Source organism: Liquorilactobacillus hordei DSM 19519, from assembly GCF_019443985.1.
Lineage (GTDB): Bacteria > Bacillota > Bacilli > Lactobacillales > Lactobacillaceae > Liquorilactobacillus > Liquorilactobacillus hordei.
In genome coordinates this window covers 325,715-349,593 of sequence record NZ_CP049303.1, presented here as the reverse complement: position 1 = coordinate 349,593, position 23,879 = coordinate 325,715, and the positions used below count along the sequence as shown (strand labels likewise).

Annotated in this window: 20 protein-coding genes; 6 read left to right on the top strand and 14 right to left on the bottom strand. The window is 36.3% G+C overall.

Going from position 1 to position 23,879, the window contains the following annotated elements; translation table 11 throughout:
- From G6O70_RS02915 to G6O70_RS02900, 4 genes are all read right to left on the bottom strand, one after another.
- On the bottom strand, positions 1-1,326 hold the full coding sequence (locus tag G6O70_RS02915; protein WP_057869466.1) for a 2-oxo acid dehydrogenase subunit E2: 1,326 nt from the start codon (positions 1,324-1,326) through the stop codon (positions 1-3).
- 11 nt (positions 1,327-1,337) lie between these two features.
- Positions 1,338-2,315: an alpha-ketoacid dehydrogenase subunit beta gene (locus tag G6O70_RS02910; RefSeq protein ID WP_057869465.1), complete on the bottom strand. Its 978-nt coding sequence runs from the start codon at positions 2,313-2,315 to the stop codon at positions 1,338-1,340.
- A 2-nt stretch (positions 2,316-2,317) separates the two neighbouring features.
- On the bottom strand, positions 2,318-3,418 hold the full coding sequence (pdhA, locus tag G6O70_RS02905) for a pyruvate dehydrogenase (acetyl-transferring) E1 component subunit alpha (RefSeq protein WP_057869464.1): 1,101 nt from the start codon (positions 3,416-3,418) through the stop codon (positions 2,318-2,320).
- A gap of 704 nt (positions 3,419-4,122) precedes the next feature.
- On the bottom strand, positions 4,123-4,857 hold the full coding sequence (locus G6O70_RS02900) for an ATP-binding cassette domain-containing protein (RefSeq protein ID WP_083481910.1): 735 nt from the start codon (positions 4,855-4,857) through the stop codon (positions 4,123-4,125).
- A 630-nt stretch (positions 4,858-5,487) separates the two neighbouring features.
- Here G6O70_RS02900 and G6O70_RS02895 point away from each other — a divergent pair.
- Together G6O70_RS02895 and G6O70_RS02890 are read left to right on the top strand one after the other, a co-directional pair.
- A complete protein-coding gene (locus G6O70_RS02895) occupies positions 5,488-6,501 on the top strand; it encodes a glycosyltransferase family 2 protein (RefSeq protein WP_057869461.1) in 1,014 nt (337 codons plus the stop codon).
- Between the two features lie 149 nt (positions 6,502-6,650).
- Positions 6,651-7,687, top strand: a protein-coding gene (locus tag G6O70_RS02890) for an IS3 family transposase (RefSeq protein WP_219934295.1) whose coding sequence is annotated in 2 segments (ribosomal slippage) — positions 6,651-6,879 and positions 6,879-7,687 — 1,038 coding nt in all. Because the reading frame shifts where the segments join, the coding sequence is not laid out codon by codon here.
- Positions 7,688-8,287: 600 nt separating this feature from the next.
- On the opposite strand, the gene mnmG is transcribed toward G6O70_RS02890, so the two are convergent.
- From mnmG to G6O70_RS02875, 3 genes are all read right to left on the bottom strand, one after another.
- Entirely contained in the window at positions 8,288-10,192 is a 1,905-nt protein-coding gene (mnmG, locus tag G6O70_RS02885; RefSeq protein ID WP_057870459.1) for a tRNA uridine-5-carboxymethylaminomethyl(34) synthesis enzyme MnmG, read from the bottom strand.
- A gap of 27 nt (positions 10,193-10,219) precedes the next feature.
- Positions 10,220-11,602 (bottom strand): tRNA uridine-5-carboxymethylaminomethyl(34) synthesis GTPase MnmE, encoded by a 1,383-nt coding sequence (mnmE, locus tag G6O70_RS02880; protein ID WP_057870460.1) that lies wholly within the window; start codon positions 11,600-11,602, stop codon positions 10,220-10,222.
- A 439-nt stretch (positions 11,603-12,041) separates the two neighbouring features.
- Positions 12,042-13,346, bottom strand: a complete 1,305-nt coding sequence (locus G6O70_RS02875) for an IS1380 family transposase (RefSeq protein ID WP_057870478.1) — start codon at positions 13,344-13,346, stop codon at positions 12,042-12,044.
- 539 nt (positions 13,347-13,885) lie between these two features.
- Between G6O70_RS02875 and G6O70_RS02870 the strand changes: the two genes are divergently transcribed.
- The 3 genes from G6O70_RS02870 to G6O70_RS02860 are packed head-to-tail and all read left to right on the top strand — an operon-like array spanning position 13,886 to position 17,007.
- Positions 13,886-14,932 (top strand): branched-chain amino acid aminotransferase, encoded by a 1,047-nt coding sequence (locus tag G6O70_RS02870; protein WP_057870044.1) that lies wholly within the window; start codon positions 13,886-13,888, stop codon positions 14,930-14,932.
- 38 nt (positions 14,933-14,970) lie between these two features.
- On the top strand, positions 14,971-16,059 hold the full coding sequence (locus G6O70_RS02865) for a PTS sugar transporter subunit IIC (RefSeq protein WP_057870043.1): 1,089 nt from the start codon (positions 14,971-14,973) through the stop codon (positions 16,057-16,059).
- A 30-nt stretch (positions 16,060-16,089) separates the two neighbouring features.
- Positions 16,090-17,007 (top strand): L-lactate dehydrogenase, encoded by a 918-nt coding sequence (locus tag G6O70_RS02860; RefSeq protein ID WP_057870042.1) that lies wholly within the window; start codon positions 16,090-16,092, stop codon positions 17,005-17,007.
- 193 nt (positions 17,008-17,200) lie between these two features.
- Here G6O70_RS02860 and G6O70_RS02855 read toward each other — a convergent pair whose 3' ends face one another.
- The 5 genes from G6O70_RS02855 to G6O70_RS02835 all read right to left on the bottom strand — a co-directional run bounded on the left by G6O70_RS02855 (position 17,201) and on the right by G6O70_RS02835 (position 21,464).
- Complete coding sequence (locus G6O70_RS02855; RefSeq protein ID WP_057870041.1) at positions 17,201-17,659, bottom strand: universal stress protein; 459 nt, start codon at positions 17,657-17,659, stop codon at positions 17,201-17,203.
- Positions 17,660-17,762: 103 nt separating this feature from the next.
- Positions 17,763-18,707 (bottom strand): CPBP family intramembrane glutamic endopeptidase, encoded by a 945-nt coding sequence (locus G6O70_RS02850; protein WP_157047968.1) that lies wholly within the window; start codon positions 18,705-18,707, stop codon positions 17,763-17,765.
- A 126-nt stretch (positions 18,708-18,833) separates the two neighbouring features.
- Entirely contained in the window at positions 18,834-19,568 is a 735-nt protein-coding gene (locus tag G6O70_RS02845) for a deoxynucleoside kinase (RefSeq protein ID WP_057870040.1), read from the bottom strand.
- A gap of 134 nt (positions 19,569-19,702) precedes the next feature.
- Positions 19,703-20,842, bottom strand: a complete 1,140-nt coding sequence (locus G6O70_RS02840; RefSeq protein ID WP_057870047.1) for a DUF3114 domain-containing protein — start codon at positions 20,840-20,842, stop codon at positions 19,703-19,705.
- Positions 20,843-20,876: 34 nt separating this feature from the next.
- Complete coding sequence (locus G6O70_RS02835; protein ID WP_057870039.1) at positions 20,877-21,464, bottom strand: LbetaH domain-containing protein; 588 nt, start codon at positions 21,462-21,464, stop codon at positions 20,877-20,879.
- A gap of 62 nt (positions 21,465-21,526) precedes the next feature.
- Here G6O70_RS02835 and G6O70_RS02830 point away from each other — a divergent pair, with 62 nt between their 5' ends.
- Complete coding sequence (locus G6O70_RS02830; RefSeq protein ID WP_057870038.1) at positions 21,527-22,096, top strand: sugar O-acetyltransferase; 570 nt, start codon at positions 21,527-21,529, stop codon at positions 22,094-22,096.
- Here G6O70_RS02830 and pepI read toward each other — a convergent pair.
- Entirely contained in the window at positions 22,093-22,986 is an 894-nt protein-coding gene (gene pepI, locus G6O70_RS02825) for a proline iminopeptidase (protein WP_057870046.1), read from the bottom strand. The two genes, G6O70_RS02830 and pepI, sit on opposite strands and share 4 nt — an antisense overlap.
- 166 nt (positions 22,987-23,152) lie before the next feature.
- Complete coding sequence (gene rlmH, locus G6O70_RS02820) at positions 23,153-23,632, bottom strand: 23S rRNA (pseudouridine(1915)-N(3))-methyltransferase RlmH (protein ID WP_057870037.1); 480 nt, start codon at positions 23,630-23,632, stop codon at positions 23,153-23,155.
- Between the last annotated feature and the right edge of the window lie 247 nt (positions 23,633-23,879).

Genomic DNA, 23,879 nt, shown 5'->3' with positions numbered 1-23,879 from the left:
TCACCCCTCCATCAATAACAGTTCTGGTTCACTCAACAGTTCATCTAGGCGATTAAGCGCTCTTTGAGCTGTTGCACCATCAATAATACGATGGTCAAACGAAAGTGAAAGTTTCAGTACATAGGCCACTTTAATTTCATCATCCACCACAACTGCCTCTTTTGTAATTTTGCCCAAACCTAAAATTGCAACTTCTGGCCAATTAATAATTGGTGTAAAGAAACCTCCACCAATTGAACCAATATTCGTAATCGACATCCCTGTATGCTTCATATCATCACTGGCGAGTTTACCATTTTTTACTTTTTCCGTATTTTCCGTAATTTGTTTTGCTAGACCAAACAAGCTCTTTTGATCAGCATTTTTGATGTTCGGCACAAATAAACCTCTATCGGTATCCGTTGCAACTCCAACATTGATATAGTTACGATATACAATTTCTTGTTTTTCCATATCTACATATGAGTTAAAGATTGGGGATTCCTTCATTACAACTGCTAATGCTTTAACTACATATGGCAAGAAAGTAAGTCTGACTTCTCGTTCGGCTGCCATCGTCTTGTATTGTTTACGATGGTTCCATAATTTATCAACTATAACATCGTCAAAAACTGTAACGTGTGGAATTTCACCAACACTATTCACCATTGCTTTAGCTGTAGCCTTACGAATTCCTGACATTTTTTCTCTAGTTTCTGGCCATTTCTGACTTGTTGCTTGCGAACTATTACTTGCAGAACTTGTTGTGACTACACTTTCTGTCTCTTTTGTTTCTGCTGCCTCAGGTTTATTTCCACCTTGCAAGAATGCATCAACATCCTCTTTCGTGACATGTCCATGGGACCCTGTACCATTCACATTTATGATATCCACGCCTTTTTCCCTAGCATATACGCGAACTGCTGGCATCGCTAAGACTGGCAACGTTCTGTCTACTTCAGCCATTTTGGTAACATTAGTTTCTTTTTTCTCAATCTCAGGTACACTAGTTTCTGTCACTGCCTCTACAGCTGGAGAAGCTGGTGTCTGTTCAACAGATGTTTGTGGTGCTGCTGTTTCTGCACCGTTGGTAACATTTCCTGCTCCTTCGACCTCAAACTCAATTAAAACTTGTCCAACTTCAGCAGTTTCTCCTTCATCCACAAGAATATTCTTGACTGTTCCTGCCACTGGGGAAGGAATTTCTTCAACTGACTTATCATTTTCAATCTCTAATAAATCGTCATCTTCTTTTAGAACATCACCAACTTTTACATACCATTGTGCAACTGTTCCTTCTGAAATTCCTTCACCAATATCTGGTAATTTAAATTGATACGCACCCATTTGCTCGCCTCCTAATATTCCAAAATTTCTTGTGCTTTTTCTACTACATCCTGCTTGTTAGGTAGCCAGTCACTTTCAGCTTCACTAAATGGGTAAGGTGTATTCGGTGCTGCAACGCGTCCAATTGGTGCTTTTAAATATAAGATACCTTTCTCAGCAATAAGTGCAGCTACTTGCGAACCCACTCCTGCTTGTTTTTGGGCTTCCTGCACAACTACTGCACGACCGGTTTTCTTAACTGACTCCAAAATAGTTTCTTCATCAATCGGCGACACAGTTCGTAAATCTACTACTTCTGCACTGATATTTTGTTTTGCCAATTCATCACTTGCTTTGATTGCTTCTTGGACCATTGCACCATAAGCAATAATAGTTAAATCCGTACCCTCTTTTACGATGTTAGCTTGATCCAAAGGTATAGTATATTCCTCATCAGGAACCTCAGCCTTGATTGAACGGTACAATTTCATATGTTCTAAGAATACTACTGGATCATCAGAACGAATCGCTGAGATTAAGAGACCTTTAGCATCGTATGGATTACTTGGGATAACAACGCGTAATCCCGGAATTTGTGATACTAACCCTTCTAAACTATCAGCATGTAGCTCCGGTGTATGCACACCACCACCAAAAGGAGCACGAATTGTAATTGGCATCTCACGGGTTCCGCCTAGTCGGAAATGAATTCGCGCAATCTGTCCTGCTATTTGGTCCATTGCTTCAAAAACAAAACCAAAAAATTGAATTTCGGGTACTGGACGAAAGCCTTCCAAAGCTAGTCCAGTTGAAAGTCCAAGAATTCCGGACTCAGCAAGAGGTGTATCAAAAACACGTTCTTCACCATGCTTTGCTTGAAGATCTTCCGTAGCACGGAAAACTCCACCGTTTTTTCCAACATCTTCGCCAAAAACAAGAACTTTCTCATCTCTTGCCAGTTCCTGATCTAGTGCGTCAGTTATTGCCTTAATCATTGTCTTGTTCGCCATAATTATTTTGCCTCCTTCTCTTCAAATTTCTCAATTTCTCTTTGAATTCCAACTGGTGTTTCTTTAAAGGTGTTCTTTAAATATTCACTAATTTTTTGTTTTGGCATATTTTCAACCTTATTAATTGCTTCATTAATTTCTGTACGGACTTGTTCAACATAAGTTTCTTCATCTTCTTGTTTCCAGAGTCCTTTGCTCTCCAGATAGAGTCTCATCCTTACCAATGGATCTCTTTTGACCCAAAGTTCATCTGTTTCCTTTGTACGATAACGCTTTGGATCATCTCCAGAAAGTGTATGCGGTCCATAACGATAAGTCAGTGTCTCAATCAGCACTGGACCATTACCCGCTAACGCATAATCGCGAGCTTCCTTGGTTACCTCATAAACAGCTAATGCATCCATTCCATCTACTTGAATTCCAGGAATTCCGGCAGCCACTGCTTTCTGGGCCAAAGTTCCGGCAGCTGTTTGCTTGCTACGCGGTACTGAAATTGCAAAACCATTATTTTGAATAACAAAGATTGCGGGAGCTTGAAATGCACCTGCAAAATTGATTCCTTCATAAAAATCACCTTGTGATGTTCCACCATCGCCAGTGTAAGTGTAGGCCACATTCTTTTGGCCTTTTAACTTGAAGCCAAGTGCTACCCCTGCAGCTTGAACATATTGTGCTCCAATAATGATTTGTGGTGGTAATGCCCGTAATTCAGCAGGATACTTATTTCCATCAACATGTCCCCGTGACCACAAAAATGCCTGATATAATGGCAAGCCATGTTGCACAAGTTGTGGTACATCACGATATGCTGGTAAAACAAAATCTTCTTTTTCCATTACAAAATTCGATGCAATCTGACTTGCTTCCTCACCTGCAGTAGGTGCATAGAATCCTAGGCGTCCTTGACGATTCAATTTTGTCGAACGCTCATCAAGTGTTCTTGACCAAACCATTTGTTTAAAGAGTTCAACCAGTTCGTCATCACTCAGATCTGGCTCCCAATCAGGTTCCAACAATTTACCCTCTGTCGATAAGAGCTGTACCGGTTTGAATTCATCGTCAAACTTTTTTAATTGTTCAAAATCGATTATTTTTTTTGACATCTCTAGACCTCCTCGTCATTATCAAGCAAAACATTATAATAAGCCGCATTCACAATGCAATTCGCAATACAACTTGTTTCTTTCCACCGAGTTATATTTCCTTTTGTAAACCGCTTTCATAATCATTTTAACGCCTTTTGTAAAATATTTAAACATTGTGATTGCATGAACTTATTATGATCTACAATAACCGTTTCTACAACAAATTTGCTACTCTGATTTTCATCAAAATATCATTTTAAAATTTGTGGTTGTGATTTCACACACATGTTTTTTTTCATTTATCCTTTTTAACTCTATCTCTTCACTCAAAATTGCTTTATCATTAATTTAATTAATCAAAAGGAGATGATAGTTCATATGTTGTGGCTCTGGAAAAATGCTGCTTTATTAGTTGCCATCACGAGTCTTTTTTTCATCCCTATTCTACTTCTAAATCTTTGGGGGCTCTCGCAGGGCAGTCATCTCATTTATGGAATCTTAATAATCATTGATTTTATTTACTTGAATCTCGAATCAATTTTCACTGCAATTTTGGTAAGAAAAAAGCATCTGGAAAAAAATCCAGACACCGATAGTAAAAAAGATGAATGATCAATTTTAATAAACTTTGCATATTCGCTATTCCATGGAGAAATATCAAATAAATGCTGATAAAGTTCATTTTTGGATAGTAATAGTTATTATAATTCTCAACGCTCATATTAGATCACCTTCATTGTTCCACCATCTAATTGATAATGCAGCACCTGATTATCTTGCAATTCCTGTTGATCATATTGATGAGCAACCTCAATTACTGTACAAGGTAAGCTCCAAATAATTTTTCTAATCTGATGGGTTAAGTTTTCATCTAAACTAGAGGTTGCTTCATCAAGTAAGATAATCTTTTTATTGAAGAGTAATGCTCGGGCAATCTCAATCCGTTGACGTTGACCACCGGAAATCGAATTACCATTCTCACCATAGGTTTGATCTAACAAATCAGGACCTAGTTCGGCAACCAAGCCAACTCTTTGCAGAATCGCTAAACATTCTTCGTCAGTAAAGGTCTTGCCTAAGGTTAGATTAAAGCGAATCGTGTCATTGAAAAAATAAGGTTCTTGGCGAATATAAGCCAGCGCATTAGAACCATCAGAACTAACTCGTTTTTTAGCAATCTCAATGTCACCGACAGTTGGTGTTAGAAAACCTTGAATCAAATTCAAGAAAGTCGTTTTCCCCTTGCCTGAAGAACCACTAATCAAAAGCTTCGACCCAAACGGTATTTTTAATGTTACATCTTTAAGAATTTGTTTCCAAGTATAAGTACCAACGTGCACATCTACGTGTTGGTGAGATCGTGCCAACGGATCCATCAAGTTTTTCATCAGATTCCAAAATTTCAACCTATATCTATCAGATTGCAGATATGGCTGAAACAAGCAATTTTTTTGCATTGCTCAATCAGCTTAGCCGTCAGTACTCCATTGATCCCGTTTTACAGGAAAAAATAGATAACTTAGCCTCTCGCGTAAAGTTATCTCAACAGGAACTAACATCACTAGCCCTGGACTACTCTAATTTTCTGGCCACTAATGGATCCTGGAATCATGTCCAAAAGGCTCAACAGTACGGTATTAGCATCCAAACACTTAAGGAGTATTTACGTAATCTTGATTTATACGACAATTCACGCCACAAGAACCCACATAATCTTAATCTATCTCCAGAAAGTTAACTTTTTACATCACTTCAGCAAAAACTAATAGAACTCCCTATAGTTTTTTCTATCCACCAACGGATCCTGGAATCACGTTAAAATCGGTTCAACAATATTCACTTGTGTTTAAATTAAAGAAGCACTCCCAGGGATGCCGGAAGTGTTTCTTTATTTTTTTTACTTAACGCAGTAATTTATCCTAGTCAGCAGGGGGCTTATATTCGCTATTCTCACGCTCCTACTATCTTCTCTCATACATTATTACAGTAATTTGAATAATACCATTTATCGCTAGAAAGCCTACTCCTACAACTTGAAACATGGTATTGTAATAGTACAGAATAATTTTATTTACTTAGGAGGAATTATGGAATACTTATTTTCAGTAATAATACCTACATATAATTCAGAGAAAACATTAGATCGACTTTTCAATAGCATAGTTAATACCTTCAGAGGCAATGAGCATCTGATAGAAATTTTGTTTGTTGATGATGGTTCTACAGACCAAACAGTAACCAAAATTAATAAAATAATAAATGAATTCACCTCTTTTTCCGTAAAAGGTTTTCATAGTAAACATGTTGGAGTTAGTGGGGTTAGAAATATCGGAATTGAAAACAGTAACGGCAAGTACCTTACTTTTTTGGATAGTGATGATGAATTTATTAAATGTAATATTAGTAGTTTGCAAGAACTAGCTAAAAATAATTCAAATTTAATTTGGCTTAATTGTACTTCTAATGAGGATTTTAATCTTAGTGGAGAGAAGATTAAAATTTCAATACTGTCCAGAATGTCTATCACTGGGAAAGAGTCCATTGATGCCAGTATTCACGGCAAATTTTATCTTAGCTCATTTATAAAGAACAACAAAATACGTTTTGATGTACAGCTTCGTAAAGGCGAAGATGTAATATTTAATTTCGATTGTATTCGATACGCTACAACATTACTTTTAACAGATAGTTTACTTTACAAGCAAAACGCGTCTAGCTCAGTTCACTTATTTGATAGCTATAACGTAGTAAACGAAGTAAATTTCAGAAAACATATTTTGGAAATAACCTCACTGTTTCCATCTTCTAAACAAGCTAAAGATGTAAAAACTCGCTTTGGAATTACGGGAGTGATTTTTTTGTTAGAGTGTTATTATTCCCCTCTTGTAAGAGAAGGAAGCGTTAACAAAAAACAAGCGGTGCATGATATCAAGAACATTATTAAAGAAGGTGCATATGATGGTTTTGAAAGTAGTAAATTTGATAACTCACTTTCAAAACGAGGTAAGATATTTAGAAGACTAATAAACATGAAAATGTTTGGTATAGTTATTTTCCTGTTAAATGCAGAGGACAAAGCAAAAGGTATTAAAAGAATTTAGAACAAAATAACCCCCGTCTAACTATATATCGGTTAGACGGGGGTTTTAACTAATTGAAATTTATAGCCAACTGCTCTTATCCTAGTATTTGGTACACAAATATTTAGACAGTTGTGCCATAATAAAATAACTAGGATAGGAGTTTTTATATGAAACGATATACTGATGATTTTAAAGCAAGCATTATTAAAATGCACACCGAGGAAAAGAGATCAGCTCGTTCTCTCTCAGAAGAATATGCAGTGTCTCCTGCATCAATTCATAACTGGATTAAAGATGCAAAATCAGTTGAACTTGATGATGGAACTGAAGTTACTTCTAAAGAATTTAAAAAATTACAAAAAGAGAACCAACGTCTCAAGGAGGAATTGGAGATTTTAAAAGCTGCGGCGGTGTTACTGGGAAAGCGTTAGGGCGAGTTAAAACTCTTGCTTTCATTAAGATTCAATCACCCTATCACCGCCTATCCTTAATACTCTCAACTTTAAGATTAGCTCGTAGCACCTATTACCATTGGTTGAACTATCAAACTAGTCAACACGATTGTGTTGACCGTCACTTAAAAGCAAGTATTCGAAAAATTTGGGAAGAAAACTATCGCGCTTATGGTTATCCAAGAATCAAACTAGCATTAAATAGACTGGGAATTATAGTTGGTGTCAAACGGATTTTTCGGCTAATGCAAGAAATGAAGATTCACTCTCTCATGCATCGGCGTTTTAAAAAGCCTAGTACTCATGTTGATTATTTACAACGTCCCAATCTAATCAAAAACAAGCCAAAAGCTAGAACTTGGCGAGCTGATATTACTTATCTTGAGCTACGACCTGGAACTTGGGTATATCTTAGTTCAGTGTATGAGCCAAAGGTTCATAAGATACTCGCATATAAGATAGGACGACAGATGAATGCCAAACTAGTAGTAGATACAGTTAACCAAGCACTTGAACATCATAAAAGACCAGCATATTTTCATTCAGATATGGGTTCACAATATACGAGCAGTGATGTTGAAAACTTGCTTAGACGACATCAAATCCTCCATTCGTATTCTAAGCAAGGATATCCTTACGATAATAGCCAAATAGAAGCTTTTCATTCATTATTAAAACGAGAATTCGTTTTTCAAACGCACTTCTCAAGCTTTGAGGACTTAATTCTCAGAATCTCAAATTATATTAATTAGTTCAACACTGAAAGAATCAGAACAAGTGTCTAGAAAAGCATGTGCCAAATATTGACTTAGGAGCACATCGATCGTGTACGAGAAGTAGTAATCGTTCATTAATTAAAGTTAATCATAGAGATTTCAATGAATAAAAAATCCTAAACAATAATTATAATAAAATATTAATGTAGTGATAATGCTTTACACATATAAATACAATATAAAATTAATATTATTATTTTTTCTGAACGCATACACACTTAGGTTCAAGCTAAATATATATCATTATAAACGAGCGGAAATAACCAAAAAAATAACCGTCTTGGCTCTGGTCAGCTGGCGGTTATTTTTTGTGATAGTCAATGTATATTTAAGAGAACTTATTCGCATGTAACAAGATAGTTTAAACTCTAATAACATTTTATTTTTATTATGGATACTTAAAAATTGTGATCTTTATTTATCATATTTGAGCACGTCAAGCAGTCCCTTATTTTAGGTGTATCAACTTGAGCAACACTAACAACGATAATCTGATTGGCATAAACAAATAATTTCCGATTATGCCGGTGTGTAATTGCCGTCCAAAATCTTTGCAAAAGGCGTGTCCTTTATAATCTAAACCTTTGCTATCTTGCCCTGTTCAATATAAATCGCCAAAATCGAAATATCTGCCGGGTTAACTCCACTGATTCGACTAGCTTGTGCCAGTGTTTCGGGACGAATTTTTTCAAACTTTTGGCGGGCTTCCGTGGCAATTCCCTCAATCGCACTATAATCAATTCGATCTGGAATTTTTTTGGCTTCCATCTTTTTGAGCTTCTCAACTTTTTGATTGGCCTTTTTGATGTAACCCTCGTATTTAATTTGAATCTCAACTTGTTCAATTACCCGATTATCAATTTTCTCTGTCGGCTCTGGGATAAATTCAGCTAATTCAGCATAGGTCACTTCTGGTCGTCTCAAGAAATCACTTGCCAACACGCCATCTTTCAATGGTGCTGCACCTTTTTCTGCAAGAAATGCATTGACCTGCTCATTTGGCTTAATTCGATAGCCCTCAAGTCGTGCTTTTTCAGCTTCAATTGCCGCCTTCTTAGCCTCAAATTGAGCATAACGTTCGTCAGAAATCAAGCCAATCTCATGGCCTAATTCAGTCAAACGCATATCTGCATTATCATGACGCAAAATCAAACGGTACTCTGCACGCGATGTTAATAAACGATATGGCTCGTTTGTTCCCTTGGTTACTAGATCATCAACCATCACACCAATATAGGCATCACTACGCTTGAGCACAACTTCTTCTTTGTCAAGAGCGTGTAACCCTGCATTAATTCCAGCTAACATTCCTTGACCAGCAGCCTCTTCATAACCCGAAGTCCCATTTGTTTGACCCGCAGTATATAATCCACTAATTAACTTGGTCTCCAATGTAGGTCTTAATTGATAAGGTGAAACAATATCATATTCAATTGCATAACCAGGTCTCATCATTTCAGCATGTTCAAGTCCTTTGATAGAATGTACCATTCGCTGTTGGATTTCTTCTGGCATTGACGTAGACAAACCTTGAACATAAAATTCGTCGGTATTACGGCCCTCTGGTTCAATAAATAATTGATGCCGTGGTTTATCAGCAAATCTGACAATCTTATCTTCAATTGATGGACAATACCTTGGCCCAACGCCTTCGATCACACCTGAAAACATTGGTGCACGATCAAGATTTGCTCGAATTAACTCATGCGTTTTCTCATTGGTATATGTCAACCAACAAGATAGCTGATCCTTTACATCCAAGTAATCCTCATCTGAAGTCTCAAAACTAAAATGATTTGGTTCCTTATCACCTGGCTGTTCCTCGGTCACATCATATTCAATTGTATTTCCATCAACTCGTGGAGGAGTCCCTGTCTTGAAGCGTTTTAATTCAAATCCTAGTTTTTCCAAATTACCTGACAGCTTCATTGAAGGCTGTGTATTATTAGGACCAGAAGAGTACATTAACTCACCTATAATAATTTTTCCACGAGCAGCCGTTCCAGTTGTCAAAACGACACTTTTAGCTCCATACCGTGCACCTGTATTAGTAATTACACCTTTGACAACGCCATCTTCAACAATCAAGTTATCAACTATTCCTTGGCGTAAAGTTAAATTAGGTTCTTTTTCAATAGTATGCTTCATTTCGATTGAATATGCTCGTTTATCTGCCTGTGCTCTCAATGCTCTCACAGCCGGACCCTTCCCCGTATTCAACATTCTCATCTGCACATATGTCTTATCAATATTACGACCCATTTCACCACCAAGTGCATCTAATTCCCGCACAACTATTCCTTTAGCAGGCCCCCCTATAGAAGGGTTACATGGCATAAACGCCACCATCTCAAGATTTATTGTTACTAAGAGTGTTTCATTACCCATCCGAGCTGCAGCTAGGGCAGCCTCACAACCTGCATGCCCTGCTCCAACTACGATTACATCATAGTCTTTGCCAGCATATTGCTTTACGTCCATTACGTTCCCCTATCTTTCTTTAACTAATTATTTTCCTAAACAAAATTGACTGAATAATTGTGTTAATAGCTCATCTTGATAACTATCTCCCGTAATCTCACCTAACAAATCCCAGCAATTAGTCATATCAATTTGAATTAAGTCCACTGGCATATTAGCTTCGATCCCATTTAAAACAGCATCTAGTGAATCTCTCGCTTGGTTTAAAAGACCAATATGCCTTGCATTTGTAACCATGATAGTCGTTTGACTATTCTCGATTCCGCCAAAGAATAATTTTGCAATTTTTTCTTCTAACTTATCGATCCCTTCATTCTTTAAAACAGAAACATTTAACAACTCAGCTTTACCGATTTCTTTCGTAAGTTGCGTAAGGTCCATTCTTGAAGGCAAATCTCCCTTATTCAATAAAACAACTCTCTTCTTATCTTTAGTTAAGTCTATTAATTGTTGGTCTTCAATCGTTAACGGTTCGCTTTGATTTAACACCAGCATTACTAGATCAGCTTGTTCAATTGCTTTTTTAGATCGCTCAACCCCAATTTTTTCTACCTTATCTGAAGTTTCACGAATTCCTGCAGTATCAATTAACTTAAGTGGGACACCTCTGACATTGACATACTCTTCAATTACATCGCGTGTTGTCCCTGCTACATCTGTCACAATTGCTTTGTCTTCGTGCAATAAATGATTTAATAAACTAGACTTGCCAACATTTGGTCTTCCAATAATCGCTGTCGCCAATCCTTCACGCAAGACCTTACCTTGTCTAGCAGTCTGTAACAATTGTTCTATTCTTGCTTTTGTCTCCTGTGCCTTTTCCTTTAGGAACCTTGTTGTCATCTCTTCAACATCATCATATTCTGGGTAATCAATATTGACCTCAACTTGCGCTAAAACATCCAATATATCTTGACGTAAGTTTCTGATTAATTGTGAAAGATTCCCATCTAGTTGATTCAATGCAACTTTCATTGATCTATCTGTTTTAGCCCTAATAAGATCCATGACAGCTTCTGCTTGTGAAAGATCAATTCTTCCATGTAAAAAAGCTCGTTTTGTAAATTCACCTGGTTCAGCCAATCGTGCTCCATTACTTAATAACAATTGTAAAATTTTATTAGTTGCCACAATTCCCCCATGACAATTAATTTCTACAACATTTTCCCGGGTAAATGTTTTCGGTGCTCTCATTACCGAAACCATAACCTCATCAACCTCTTGTTTAGTTCTTGGATTGATAATATGACCATAATTTATAGTGTGACTCTTAACTTTAGTTAAATTTTTCCCTGAAAATAAATTTTGTGTAATTTGTAACGCTTCGTCTCCACTCAAACGCACAATTGAAATCGCACCTTCACCAGGTGGAGTTGAAATTGCTGCAATCGTGTCATATTCCGTGATCATACCTGCTGTCAACTGTCCATTACCTCCTTTTAGACAATAAAAAAAGCGCCACTCCACGCCTTGAAAACGTGGATAAAGCACTTTGACTACTTCATCAATTAAGATAAGAATGATTGCCTATAATATACTTTCAATTGTTGAAAAAGTCAATAAGATAATCTTTTTCTCAGATTAATTAAATGATTTCAAATTTCATTTTTTTGCAAAGTTTGTATGTTTTATTAAACAATAATGGCATTAAAACCTGAATTATTCATAGTTCATTAAAAGCCCGTCAGTTTTCGTATTTTTTCGAAAACTGACGGGTATGTCTTTATCTTTTGCTGAAATACTATGTTTATAAGTTCTAGCTAGTGAGATTTTTCAACTAACTCAGAATTGCTTTGAATTTTTGGATACACTTGTCCCTTGGTTGTACAGATTTTTTTAATTTTGCCGGTTATTCAATAGCCTGGATACGCTGTAGAACCTGGTAGAACAGTCGATGGTAAACATGATACGAGCTCAGTCGCAACTGAATGCGTCGGCCAGTATGCACGACACGTGCCGCAAATTTGAATAAACGGATCCGCAATGTGCTAACGCACAAACCTGAATCATGTTTTGTCAGTGCTAGCTGCTTTAAAAAGTTGACAATATTGTAAGCCAGTACACTAACCATCATCCGGGCAGCGTTGGCATTAAACGTTGAACTATCAGTCTTATCGAAAAAGAAACCTGCTTTAGCTTCTTTGATGTAATTTTCCATTTGGCCGCGTTTGTGATACAGTTCAAAGGCTGTTTCAGCCGTTAAATTAGTCAGATTAGTAACGATAAATTCATGTGAAAAGATCAGTTCACCGGCTGCTCGAGTTGATTTAACATAGATCTGCCGCGGCTTAGGCCACGATGCTGATTGATAGATTTCAGAGTAGTAGTGAGTCTCTTTCTCTTGCCACTGGGTTTGATCACTGATCTTGACGAACTTTTCAGCTAGATTCTGCAGTTTCCGATTGCGTTTGAGTCGAATAATGTAAAACACATCGTCGGCTTCACAGACATCGTAAACTTCTGGCGTGGCGAAGCCACTATCACCACGAACCAGAATGTCAGTCGTGGGCAGCTGAGTTTGATAATGCTTTAATAGTGGTGTTAAAAAAGCTTTTACATCTTTGCTGGTGTAGGCATTTCCAGGACGCAAGACAGCTTTCAATAAGTTACCATCTTGATCAGTTGCCAGTAATGGATGATATCCTTCAGTACCATAATGTGCGTTGTAGTTAGTGGCTTCCTGTTTGCCATAAGTGTCTGAGTGAGTCGAATCGATATCAATAATCGTGGCTGTCTGGTTGGTTAATAGTCGAACACGGTCGATCAAAGCCTCATTTAAAGTCTGTAATGTGCTAACACTATCTTTATCAAAGCGTTGCCAAAAACGTGATATTGTTGCTTGTGAAGCCAAAGACGGTTTATCCAATAATAATTTAAAAAGCGGTTCTTTTTCTAAAAAAGTTGCCGCAGAATCTGTGCTATAACCGGCAATAATCTGAAGAGTTAACTGTCTTAAGATACTAGAATTACTGTGTTGACAATATCGTCGCTGGTCATTGAACCTCAATAGTTTATCGGCCAAGTTGGTGAACTGAAACTTTGCCATCAGTTCTACACACAATGTTAGCCCGCCATCGGAAGATAATTGACCACCCGTATGCGATACTAAAATATTCTTGTTGAAATTGAATGCCATTTCCTGTAAAGTTTTCAATGTAGAGTCCTCTTCTCTCATGTGGTTTTGTTTAGCAATTTAACTATACCAGAGCTGAGGCTCTTTTTGTGCACTTAAAAGGTGAAAATGCAAAATGCCCATCAAACGCGTGAAGCATGTGTTTGATGGGTATCTTGTGTATTTTTGTGAATAAATCAGGTTAAAAATAATAAAATTACATTTTTATTAAAAAAGAGGTTGCTTTTTTAATATCAACCGTTATAATGAGAAATATCAATTATGAAGTCACGTTGTAACGATCAATCATTGAGAGGAGTTGAGCACCATGTCACGTTCAATCACTATTTGTAGTAATACTGCCCAGTACCTAGTGAGCCTAGTCATTATTAGCACGCGCGATGTGTTGCTTAATGTCTCGGCTGATTAGATTGTTCAGACATTAAGTCCATCGCGCTAGGATAACTAGGCGATGGACTTTTTTAAGCACCCACCGCTGAAGTGTATTCTTAGCGGTGAGTGCTTTTTTGTTCATTAACTTCAAATGACTTTCATAATTCAAAAATTAAGGAGGAAGTAAAATGTCACTTTCAAAAGCACCAAAAGCAAAGAATCCTGCAGAATTAGATTGGAGTAATCTCGGTTTTACTTATATGAATTTACCTTACCGTTATCGTGCTTATTGGCGCGATGGTGAATGGCGTGATGCTGGTCTTACAGAAGATGCAACAATCACTATTAATGAAGGTTCAACCTCCCTCCATTATGGTCAAGAAGTTTTTGAAGGCCTTAAGGCTTATCGTTGTAAGGATGGAAGTATCAATCTCTTTCGTCCAGATCAGAATGCGCAAAGAATGCAGAATAGTTGTGAAAGACTAATGATGCCAAAAGTTCCTACTGAAATGTTTATCTCAGCATTAAAGTCAGTTGTGAAAGCCAATGAAGAATACATTCCTCCATATGGTACAGGTGGCACCCTCTACCTTCGCCCATATCTTATCGGTGTTGGTGGAAATATCGGCGTCCATCCCGCTGAGGAATATATTTTCTCAATCTTTGCAATGCCAGTTGGTAACTACTTCAAGGGGGGCTTAACACCTACAAACTTCATTGCTTCTGAATATGACCGTGCCGCTCACAAAGGAACTGGTGCAAGTAAGGTCGGAGGTAACTACGCAGCCAGCCTATTCCCTGGACAACTTGCACACGACGCTGGGTTCTCAGATTGTATCTATCTTGATCCAATTAACCACCAAAAAATTGAAGAGGTTGGTTCAGCTAATTTCTTTGGTATCACTAAAGATGGTAAGTTTGTAACACCAAAATCACCATCCATCTTGCCAAGTGTAACTAAATTCTCATTGTTATACCTCGCTGAACATAACTTCGGTATGGAAACAGAACAAGGTGATATCTACATTGATCAACTTGATCACTTTGCTGAAGCAGGTGCTTGCGGAACTGCTGCCGTAATCTCACCTATTGGTGGTTTCCAATATGGAGATCATTTCCACGTCTTTTATAGTAAAACCGAAGTCGGCCCTGTAACGCGCAAATTATATGATGAATTAACAGGCATCCAATTTGGTGATGTCAAGGCACCTGAAGGCTGGATTGAAAAAGTTTAGAACCTTATCAGGAAAAAAAGAATAGGAGTTGTTCAACAATGGAGAATACAAGTAGTACTACGAAATCAACGACAACAGTTAAGGAATACGTTTACCGCATCTCAGCCGCCGTTTCCAATGCCATCTTAGTCACATTAGGAATTGGACTGTTGCTACAGACAATTGCCTCATTTATTCATTGGAATGCTTTATATCAAGTCGGTGTTATCGCTAATGATTTATTAGCTCCCGCTCTCGGTGTCGCAATTGCATCCCAATTAGAGACAACCTCACTCGTCATTTTTAGTGCTATGATTTCTTCAACAATTGGTGCAAATGCCGTGCACTTTACTACAACAGCGGTTAATGGAACAACCGCAACTGGTGCGTCTTTGATGCAAGCTGCAGGTAGTGCAACTTTTGCAACAGGTCAGCCAGTCAGTGCAGTGTTAGCTGGATTAATTGCTGCCTTAATTGGTAAGTACTTATCTGGTAAAACACCTCTAGATATGATGCTCGTTCCCTTCGCTGCAACTTTAGTAGGCGGAATTTGTGGCTTAGGTCTTGCTGCTGTCACTACTCCATTGTTGTTAAACGTCAGTGCATTTATCGCTGAGACAATGCAAGTAAATCCGCTGGTGGGTTCAATTTCAATTTCTGTGGTCTGGGCACTTTTCTTAATGACTCCAGCATCATCCGCGGCTTTGGCGATTGCCTTAACACTGGATCCAATTTCATCAGCTGCTGCTTTGATTGGAACAACATCCCAGTTTGTCGCATTCACAGCAATGTCTTTCCGTCAGAATAACTTAGGAGCTAATATTGCACAAGGAGTTATGACACCCAAAGTACAATTTCCAAACCTTTTGATTAATCCGTATTTATTAGTTCCATCATTGCTTTCTGCTGTTGTCTGTGCCCCAATCGCAACCATTATGTTTGGCTTCCGCTCAACCTATAAATTAGCTGGTTTAGGACTTAATTCCTTTATTGCACCATTGGCTTATGCTGCACAAGGATGGGGACAATTTGCAATTTATATGTTTACAGGCGTTTTCTTGCCTATTCTTATTTCACTTGTAGCATATGGAATGATGAAAAAAGCTGGTTTCATTAAGGATAATCAATTACACTTGGAAATCGTTTAACCAATTCTAATTAACGAAGGATGTAAAAAAATGAGTAGAAAATATGCAATCATTGGTGTAGGACATGTTGGAGCTGCAATTGCATTCTCCCTTGTAATCCAAGGATTCGCCGATGAATTGATTCTAATTGATAAAAATGAGAAAAAAGCAAGGGCAGAACAACTTGATCTTCAAGATGCAACAGCTCGACTAAGCAGTAGACCAAAAATCAAAATTCAAGATTATTCAGAACTATCAGATACAGATATTCTCTTTGTCACTGCAGGTAATATTCACGCACTCGACAATGCTAGTGGTAATAGATGGGCAGAATTCGAGTACACTCGTGAAATCGTAAAAGATATTGCACCCAAAATTAAGGCAAGCGGATTTAACGGTGTTTTAATTGATACAATGAATCCCTGTGATGCAATTACCCAATATCTTCAAAAAGAAATTGGATTGCCTGGCTCACAAGTGCTTGGAACAGGTACTTTCCTAGATACCGCGCGCATGCAACGTGTAGTATCAGAGAAATTTAACGTTGATCCTAAAAATGTATCTGGCTTTGTATATGGCGAACATGGCGAGTCTCAATTTGTTGCATGGTCAACAGTTGGTGTCAATGGGCTTCCAATTAAGACCCTTGTTCCAAAAATGAACCTAGATTTAGACGCGCTTGAGGATACCGCACGATCAGGCGGGTGGGCTGTCCATTCAGGTAAAGGCTATACTAGTTTCGCAATTGCAACGTGTGCAATTAAACTTAGCCGTGCAGTTCTTGATGATGCACAGCTGATGTGCCCTTGTTCATCTTACAATGTCAAATATGATTCATATGTAGGTCAGCCAGGAATAATTGGTAAAAATGGAGTCGAAGAACTCATTGATATTCCTCTTCCAGCTAAAGAGGAAGAAAAACTAGCAGCATCAGCGGCTACTATTAAAGAAAAATTTGCCACAATGTAAGTTATCTCGATAACTGATGATAATATATTGAGTCTGATTCAAACAAAAAGGAATTTCACAGAATAATTGTGAAACTCCTTTTTATTAATAACTAATTTAAGGTTATATCATAAGTTGTAAAAATTTGAGTACTAACTCAAAATTATGAACATGGCGAATACTTTAATTCAAATCTAACTGAAGAATTTTAAAATTAATTACGAGCCATCAACACATCACATGCCGAATTTCTGATAACATAAGATGCAACTGATCCGATCACTAGCCGCTCAAAAAAGTTTTTCCCTGTTGAGCCAACTAAAATCAGGTCGTTACCATACTCAGGTTGAAAGTCATGTACAATAACAAGTTTGGGATTTCCAAAGCGTAAATGGACATGCACAGCTTCTTCCTTGAGTCCTTCATCTTTGACTAGCTTTTGTTTCAAACTAAACATATATTCCTCATTAGCTTGTTCAATTCGATAGATTTCACTACCATCTAAAGCTATTCCAGCTCCACCATATTCTAAAGAATTCAAATCAAGGACACGTAAAACATCTAAAGTGGAGCCCTCATTGTTCTTCACTGTCTCTATTGCCTTAGTTAACGCTATCTCAGAACCCTTAGAACCATCTATTGCTACCAAAACTCGTTTATATTTTTGTACCATTTCAACCACCCGCCTTTGAAGAAAGATATCTTTAGTATCATGATAGCCCTTGAATTTATAAAGTTCAAGTAATCACATAAAAATTGTAATTGATTCAATATCTTTATAGTTTATCTAATTCTATACAGGAAATAATAAAAATTATGATCGTAATCAAAATTAAAATTTTCCTTGTAAAGGCAAGCTTCAATTGACCTTTAAGTAGCTTATTTTCTCTATACCAGTCGCGTATTTTCTTTCTGAAAAACCATAAAATTACAATTCCAATAACTCCACCTATCCAAATTAGAGAGCTATTAATGAGATTTGCTTGCTTATTATCTAAATGCTGTAAGATATACGCTAAAAAGTCTCCCAATACAAAGTTATTAAATACGTGAAGTAGTATCGACCATCTAATTCCATAAGTTAGCGTTACATATCCTAAAAGTAACCCTACAACAAAAGCAAAACCGGATTGAGTGAAATTACTGTGATACAGACCAAACATGTATGCTGAAATTATAATAGCAAACCCTTGACCGTACTTTTCTAAACTACGCAACAAGAAACCTCTAAAAACAATTTCTTCAGTAATTGGGCCAAGAAAACCGGTATACAACATCATCGAAATTGTTTTACTTGTACTTGTAGCTTCTTCTAATTGCTCTGTTGAGCTATAGCCTATCAGATTGACAAGAGACTCAAAAATAGAACTATAAATGCTAAAGAAAATTTGACTAGCCATTATTACTGCAACTAACGAAAAAAAGATGCTCAATGTCATCTTTTTTGTACTACTAACAAAAACACGTTTTCTTATTCTAGGCGTCATGCCTACAAAAATTACAAATAAGCCTAATACCATTGCAGCCATATATGGCAAACCACTGTTGTTGAGGAAATTATTATTAGCAGCCTCACTTTTTGTTCCTATAGCAAGTAGAAAAAGAGCTGAGAGAAAAGCTGAGAGCTGAAAAATCAAAAAATAAACAGCGGTTATGGCAATAGTATGACTTACATCTTTTTTTAACATCTTGTCTGTGCTATTACTCTTCTTATCCCCCAAAGAATCCACCTCGTCTTATATTCCCAGCTCTTTACACAATTTGCAAAATCTTACTGGTTATTCTTTCTATTGTTTACTAACTCCATGCGATCATAATACCAAGCTTGCCATATTGATGAGCTGCCCTTAAAGTTGCTTCTCATGTTCCTTTTTTAAACTATCCAGCTGGTTATCTGTAAGTTTACCTAATTTATACAATTCGTTTTCAATTAGTTCTAGGACCGCTATTTTGTCACTGATGTTACCAACAAAGTCAAATTGATCACCATCTATTACCAATAATGGTGAAACCGAATATGCCTCAATCCATTCGTCATAGTACTTTAAAAGCTTTTTATAATAACTAACCAAGGAAGGATCATTCTCTACTAGTTCATAGTCACGCCCTCTCTTAGTAATTCTTTTTATCATTGTTTCATATGAAACATGAATTGTAATCATTAAATCTGGTGATTTCTTTTTTGCAGCAAATGGCAATTCCTGCATCATGTTAGCAAGTAAACTTTGATATATTTGATATTCTACTTTCGTTGCATTACCCATCTCAGTGTTCATCTTCATAAATAATTCGTCTTCATAGATTGAACGATCTAAAATGTTGTTATCATCTTGCATAGCTTCTTTAATCATTTTAAATCTTTTATTAAGAAAATATGTTTGTAAAAGGTATGCGTACGGGTTAGTTGCTTCATTATCCCCTGCTGCTCTCTTCCGAGCTGCAATCTCATTTCCCTTATAGAATAATGGCAAGACAGGATTATCCTCAACCGGTTCAAAGAACGCCTTCGTTCCAAGTTCGTTTGCCAATATTTCAGTCATGCTTGACTTTCCTGACCCAATAATACCCGATAGTGTAATCAAAATGATTTATCCACCCTTTCCTTATTAACTTTATTCTATTTTCAAAAAGCGACTAGTTAATATCATACTAGGTTTTTTAGAAAAAATAAAGAATTGACTTTATACTGAAAAAATAATATTTATCAATTACAGTCTTATAATTTTGAGAAATATTTCCTACTTTTTTTAAGGAAATAGTAGAATCCAGGATTTTTTTTAGGATAAATACTACGGCAATAAGTAATAAATTCCTGATAAGCTTCTTCCTTTTCTTTTATTAAATTCCACGCTTTATAATCCTTGAATCCTTTTTTTACAATATCTGCATAATTTCCATTGTAATGAGCATTACTATCTTTCTTGTAGTAAGATTCTTCAAATTTCCAATAATATGAACTATTTTGATTTATTAATTTTCTGCGAACTAACGAATCCTGTGGATGATTAACATCTAAATTGCTATGCCCATCTCTATTAATAAAAAATAATATTTTCCTACCACCTAATGGTACTCCATAGTTAAATGATTCTGTATTGACAATATTAAACTCCTTAAAGTCAGTCTCATATCTCCTAGTTTTCTCTGGCAAAAGTCCATATCCTATCCACTCACTAACAAAGTTTCCTGATTCCAAATTAATTATAAATTCGGACATTCGTGTCCTACTAGTAACTTGTATCTTCATATTTTTTGGATATTTAAAGTAATCATTACTCCTAAACCTATTATGAAAGTTAGCTGCTGATTTATAGTCCAATTGAACAAAAACAAAACTTCTTTCATATTTAAGTAATCTTTCATAATCTGTTTTTCCCTTAAAAAAAGAACGAATGAATCTGATATTATTAAAATCCAGATAACTCCGAAAAAGGTGCACCTTATGTGCAAGTTCTCCTAAATCATCAGTCATACTATATTCCTTCAAAGTTTTCCCGGGAAATACTTTTTGAACAAGGTAGCGGAAATAACGTAAAAATTTACTATGGGGAGGCATGAGCGGATCCAAATAGAATTCACCTTTTAATTGCAAAAATCCTGTCTGATCAACATATGCACCTAATTGATTCAATACTAATTCGATTTTTTGTCGTTTTGTTAGCTTCGCTTTTTTTAATATTTTAGTATACAGTTTGGAACCAATAGCATGTAGATTACGATATAATGTCTCTACGTCTCCGTTAGAATCCTTAAATATCATTTGCCACTTTAATTTTCTATTTATATATCCAATAGTTGCTTTATCCCATCCACTATATATTAGATTATTCCAAGCATCATTACTTATACAACTCATTACCTCACCCCATTTCCAGCACCAAGGCCTGAAATTATGACATAAAAGCTTCACACGGATTCCCCGCTCCAATTACATTGGCTGGTATATTATGGGTTACAACACTTCCTGCTTTAATAATTGTTCCCTCACCAATCGTTACACCTGGTGTCACAATTACATTATCTTCAATAATGACATTATCTGCAATTATTACGGGTTGTTCACTGCACCAGTGCATTGCTCGTAGCTCTGGGTTTTCAGCATGATTAGAGGTATAAATCCCGACCTGTGCTCCAATCGAAACGTTATTTCCTATTTCCACTCGGTTGCAATCAATGACTTTAAAATCCCTGCCTGCACTAAAATAATTTCCAATAACCAAATTGAAGCCAAATTCACAAATAAACCCGATATTTACGTTGGCATGATGCCCTAAAATTGCTAAAAGATTTCTCAAGATATATATATCTTCTCTACCATTTCTAAGACTGTTATCATATTTTCTACATTCAAAATACGCATGATTTCGTGCTTTAGAGATTAAAGGATTGTAATCGTAATACAATTTCCCTGAATTTGTTATTCCCTTGACATTTGCTATCTCAATTTTTGTCAATTCCTTATGCTCATTTAAATTCATACTGTTTATTCTCCCCGTATAAGCTATAATTACTTTAAAAAATGTTTTGACTGAGGTGAAAAATGGAAACTGAAAGAGTTAAGAAACTGATAGATAACGAAAATATATTTACTACATCCAATCCAGAAATTGAATCGGCTTCCAAATATGCTTTTGAACAATGCTGTATCTTTAATCAATTAGTTCTTACAAAAAATAATTATGATTTTTCGATACTTAAAAAACTCTTTAGAAGTATTGGAGCTGATGTCTACATCGAACCTAATTTTATGTGTACCTTTGGTTTTAATATTTCCCTGGGAAACAATTTTTTCGCAAACCATGACGTTACAATGTTAGACTTTGCACCAATTACAATCGGTTCTAATGTTAATATTGCGCCAAAAGTTGGATTTTATACTGCTAATTATCTTGAAGAACCTGCTGCAAGAAGAGCTAAGCAAATGATTGCTCGCCCCATTACACTTGAAGATGGTGTCTGGATTGGAGGCTCTGCCGTTATTCTTGGTGGTGTTACAATCGGAGAAAACTCAATTATCGGAGCAGGGAGTGTCGTAACACATGATATCCCCAAAAATGTAATTGCCGTAGGAAACCCAGCTAGAGTTCTCCGTCCAATCAAGTTTGCTTAATCATTATTTTTAAGCCATTCTGTAAGAATCTGCAGATACTTTTTGTTTTCCTCTATAAATGGCATATGACGAGAATTTGAAAAAAGGGACCATTCTGAGTTTGGCAAAGCATCAAATATTGCTTTTGAAACTACGGGTGTACTCAAATCATTAATTCCACTCATCACTAATGCAGGTGTTTTTACTCTCGCTAATTTAGCAGTATATTCATAGTTACTCAAATTACCTTGTGGAGTGTATTCATTTGGCCCCCATGCTGTCTCATATGATACAATGCCACTTCTTTTAGAGCGTCTTAGGACCTCTACTTTACTTTCCTTTGGATCATCACTAGCGTACAACTTCATAAAATGCGCATTCGCCTTAAGATATGAATCATCTTTAAAGTTTTGCATGCTTTCTGCTTTTTGAATTACCTTTTGCTCATCATTGGGCAAATACTTTATGAGTCGATGAAGTTCACTTGTCCACAACTTAGCTGAAGAAAGTGTACTAGATAGTACTACACTTTTAACAGCACTAACATTTCGGTCACAAAGATACATTATTGCCAACATCCCGCCCCAAGATTGACCTAAGAGATGAAATTCTTCCAACTTTAAAAAAGCAATAAGATTCTCCATTTCATCAAGCCATGTACCAGCTTTATAAAGATTTGGTTCATCATCCGGAATAGAAGAAAGCCCGCACCCTAATTGATCATACATTATCAACTGTCTTTGACTTAATTCTGCAACATCATCAAGCATTTCAAAATAATTATGTGTTGATCCTGGCCCACCATGCAATAAAATTAAGGGTGGATTTTTCGTTTGCTCCCCTACTATCCGATAATATGTTTGGTAATTGCCAAAAGGAACAAATCCTTCATTTATAGTCTTATTCTCTATTCTAATCACCCACTAACTTATTATTTTTCCTTAGACATATATTACACTTTTTTTCGTTTTTTTTATACACAAAAAAGACTGGGTCAAAAGCTAACCTGACTCAATTTTGTAGTTAATCACAGATAAAAATATTTTAAAAACCCAAAAACTTCTTCTCTTTTATTTTTTATTTATGATACGGGCTCCCAATATTTATCATAAATGCACGATAAATTTGTTCCGTCAAAACTAATCTCATCAACTGATGAGGCAATGTAAAACGACCAAAAGAAATTTGCGCATTCGATCTGCTCATAACAGCTTTGCTCACCCCTAAAGACCCACCTATCACAAAAGTAATGTCACTTCTACCGTAAGTAGTCAAATTACTTAGTTCTGCTGAAAACTCCTCCGAACTTCTTTCCTTACCTTCAATTGCTAGAACAAAAACGTATTCCTTATCCTTAATTTTATCTAATATCCGTTCACCTTCAAGTGTCTTTACCTGTTCCATTTCAGCAACACTTAGTTTTTCTGGGGCTTTTTCATCATTAACTTCAATAATTTCAAATTTACAAAACTTACTTAAGCGTTTAGCATATTCTGCAATTCCCTGTTTTAAGTATTTCTCTTTTAATTTCCCAACTACCACTATTTTTATGTTCATAACTCTCCACCTTTTCACACTTTATCCACATAGTTATCCACTTATCCACAATTTCGCAATCAATATACTGGGCCGAACGTATTTTCGTCACAATATTTATTTAAATCGAATTTGTCAACCTTTAGTATATTATCCACAAGATTTTTTTATTATCTCTTATTAACTATATGCCAGAAAGACCTTTAAATCAACGTTTATTAAGGATACATTATATGTTATAAAAAGATATTAACAGCTTAATACACAG

Coding starts and splice junctions, on each gene's coding strand:
- G6O70_RS02915 (WP_057869466.1), bottom strand. CDS start 1,326: ATGGGTGCGTATCAATTTAAATTACCAGATATTGGTGAAGGAATTTCA.
- G6O70_RS02910 (WP_057869465.1), bottom strand. CDS start 2,315: ATGGCGAACAAGACAATGATTAAGGCAATAACTGACGCACTAGATCAG.
- pdhA (WP_057869464.1), bottom strand. CDS start 3,418: ATGTCAAAAAAAATAATCGATTTTGAACAATTAAAAAAGTTTGACGAT.
- G6O70_RS02900 (WP_083481910.1), bottom strand. CDS start 4,857: ATGCAAAAAAATTGCTTGTTTCAGCCATATCTGCAATCTGATAGATAT.
- G6O70_RS02895 (WP_057869461.1), top strand. CDS start 5,488: ATGGAATACTTATTTTCAGTAATAATACCTACATATAATTCAGAGAAA.
- mnmG (WP_057870459.1), bottom strand. CDS start 10,192: ATGGACGTAAAGCAATATGCTGGCAAAGACTATGATGTAATCGTAGTT.
- mnmE (WP_057870460.1), bottom strand. CDS start 11,602: ATGATCACGGAATATGACACGATTGCAGCAATTTCAACTCCACCTGGT.
- G6O70_RS02870 (WP_057870044.1), top strand. CDS start 13,886: ATGTCACTTTCAAAAGCACCAAAAGCAAAGAATCCTGCAGAATTAGAT.
- G6O70_RS02865 (WP_057870043.1), top strand. CDS start 14,971: ATGGAGAATACAAGTAGTACTACGAAATCAACGACAACAGTTAAGGAA.
- G6O70_RS02860 (WP_057870042.1), top strand. CDS start 16,090: ATGAGTAGAAAATATGCAATCATTGGTGTAGGACATGTTGGAGCTGCA.
- G6O70_RS02855 (WP_057870041.1), bottom strand. CDS start 17,659: ATGGTACAAAAATATAAACGAGTTTTGGTAGCAATAGATGGTTCTAAG.
- G6O70_RS02840 (WP_057870047.1), bottom strand. CDS start 20,842: ATGAGTTGTATAAGTAATGATGCTTGGAATAATCTAATATATAGTGGA.
- G6O70_RS02835 (WP_057870039.1), bottom strand. CDS start 21,464: ATGAATTTAAATGAGCATAAGGAATTGACAAAAATTGAGATAGCAAAT.
- G6O70_RS02830 (WP_057870038.1), top strand. CDS start 21,527: ATGGAAACTGAAAGAGTTAAGAAACTGATAGATAACGAAAATATATTT.
- rlmH (WP_057870037.1), bottom strand. CDS start 23,632: ATGAACATAAAAATAGTGGTAGTTGGGAAATTAAAAGAGAAATACTTA.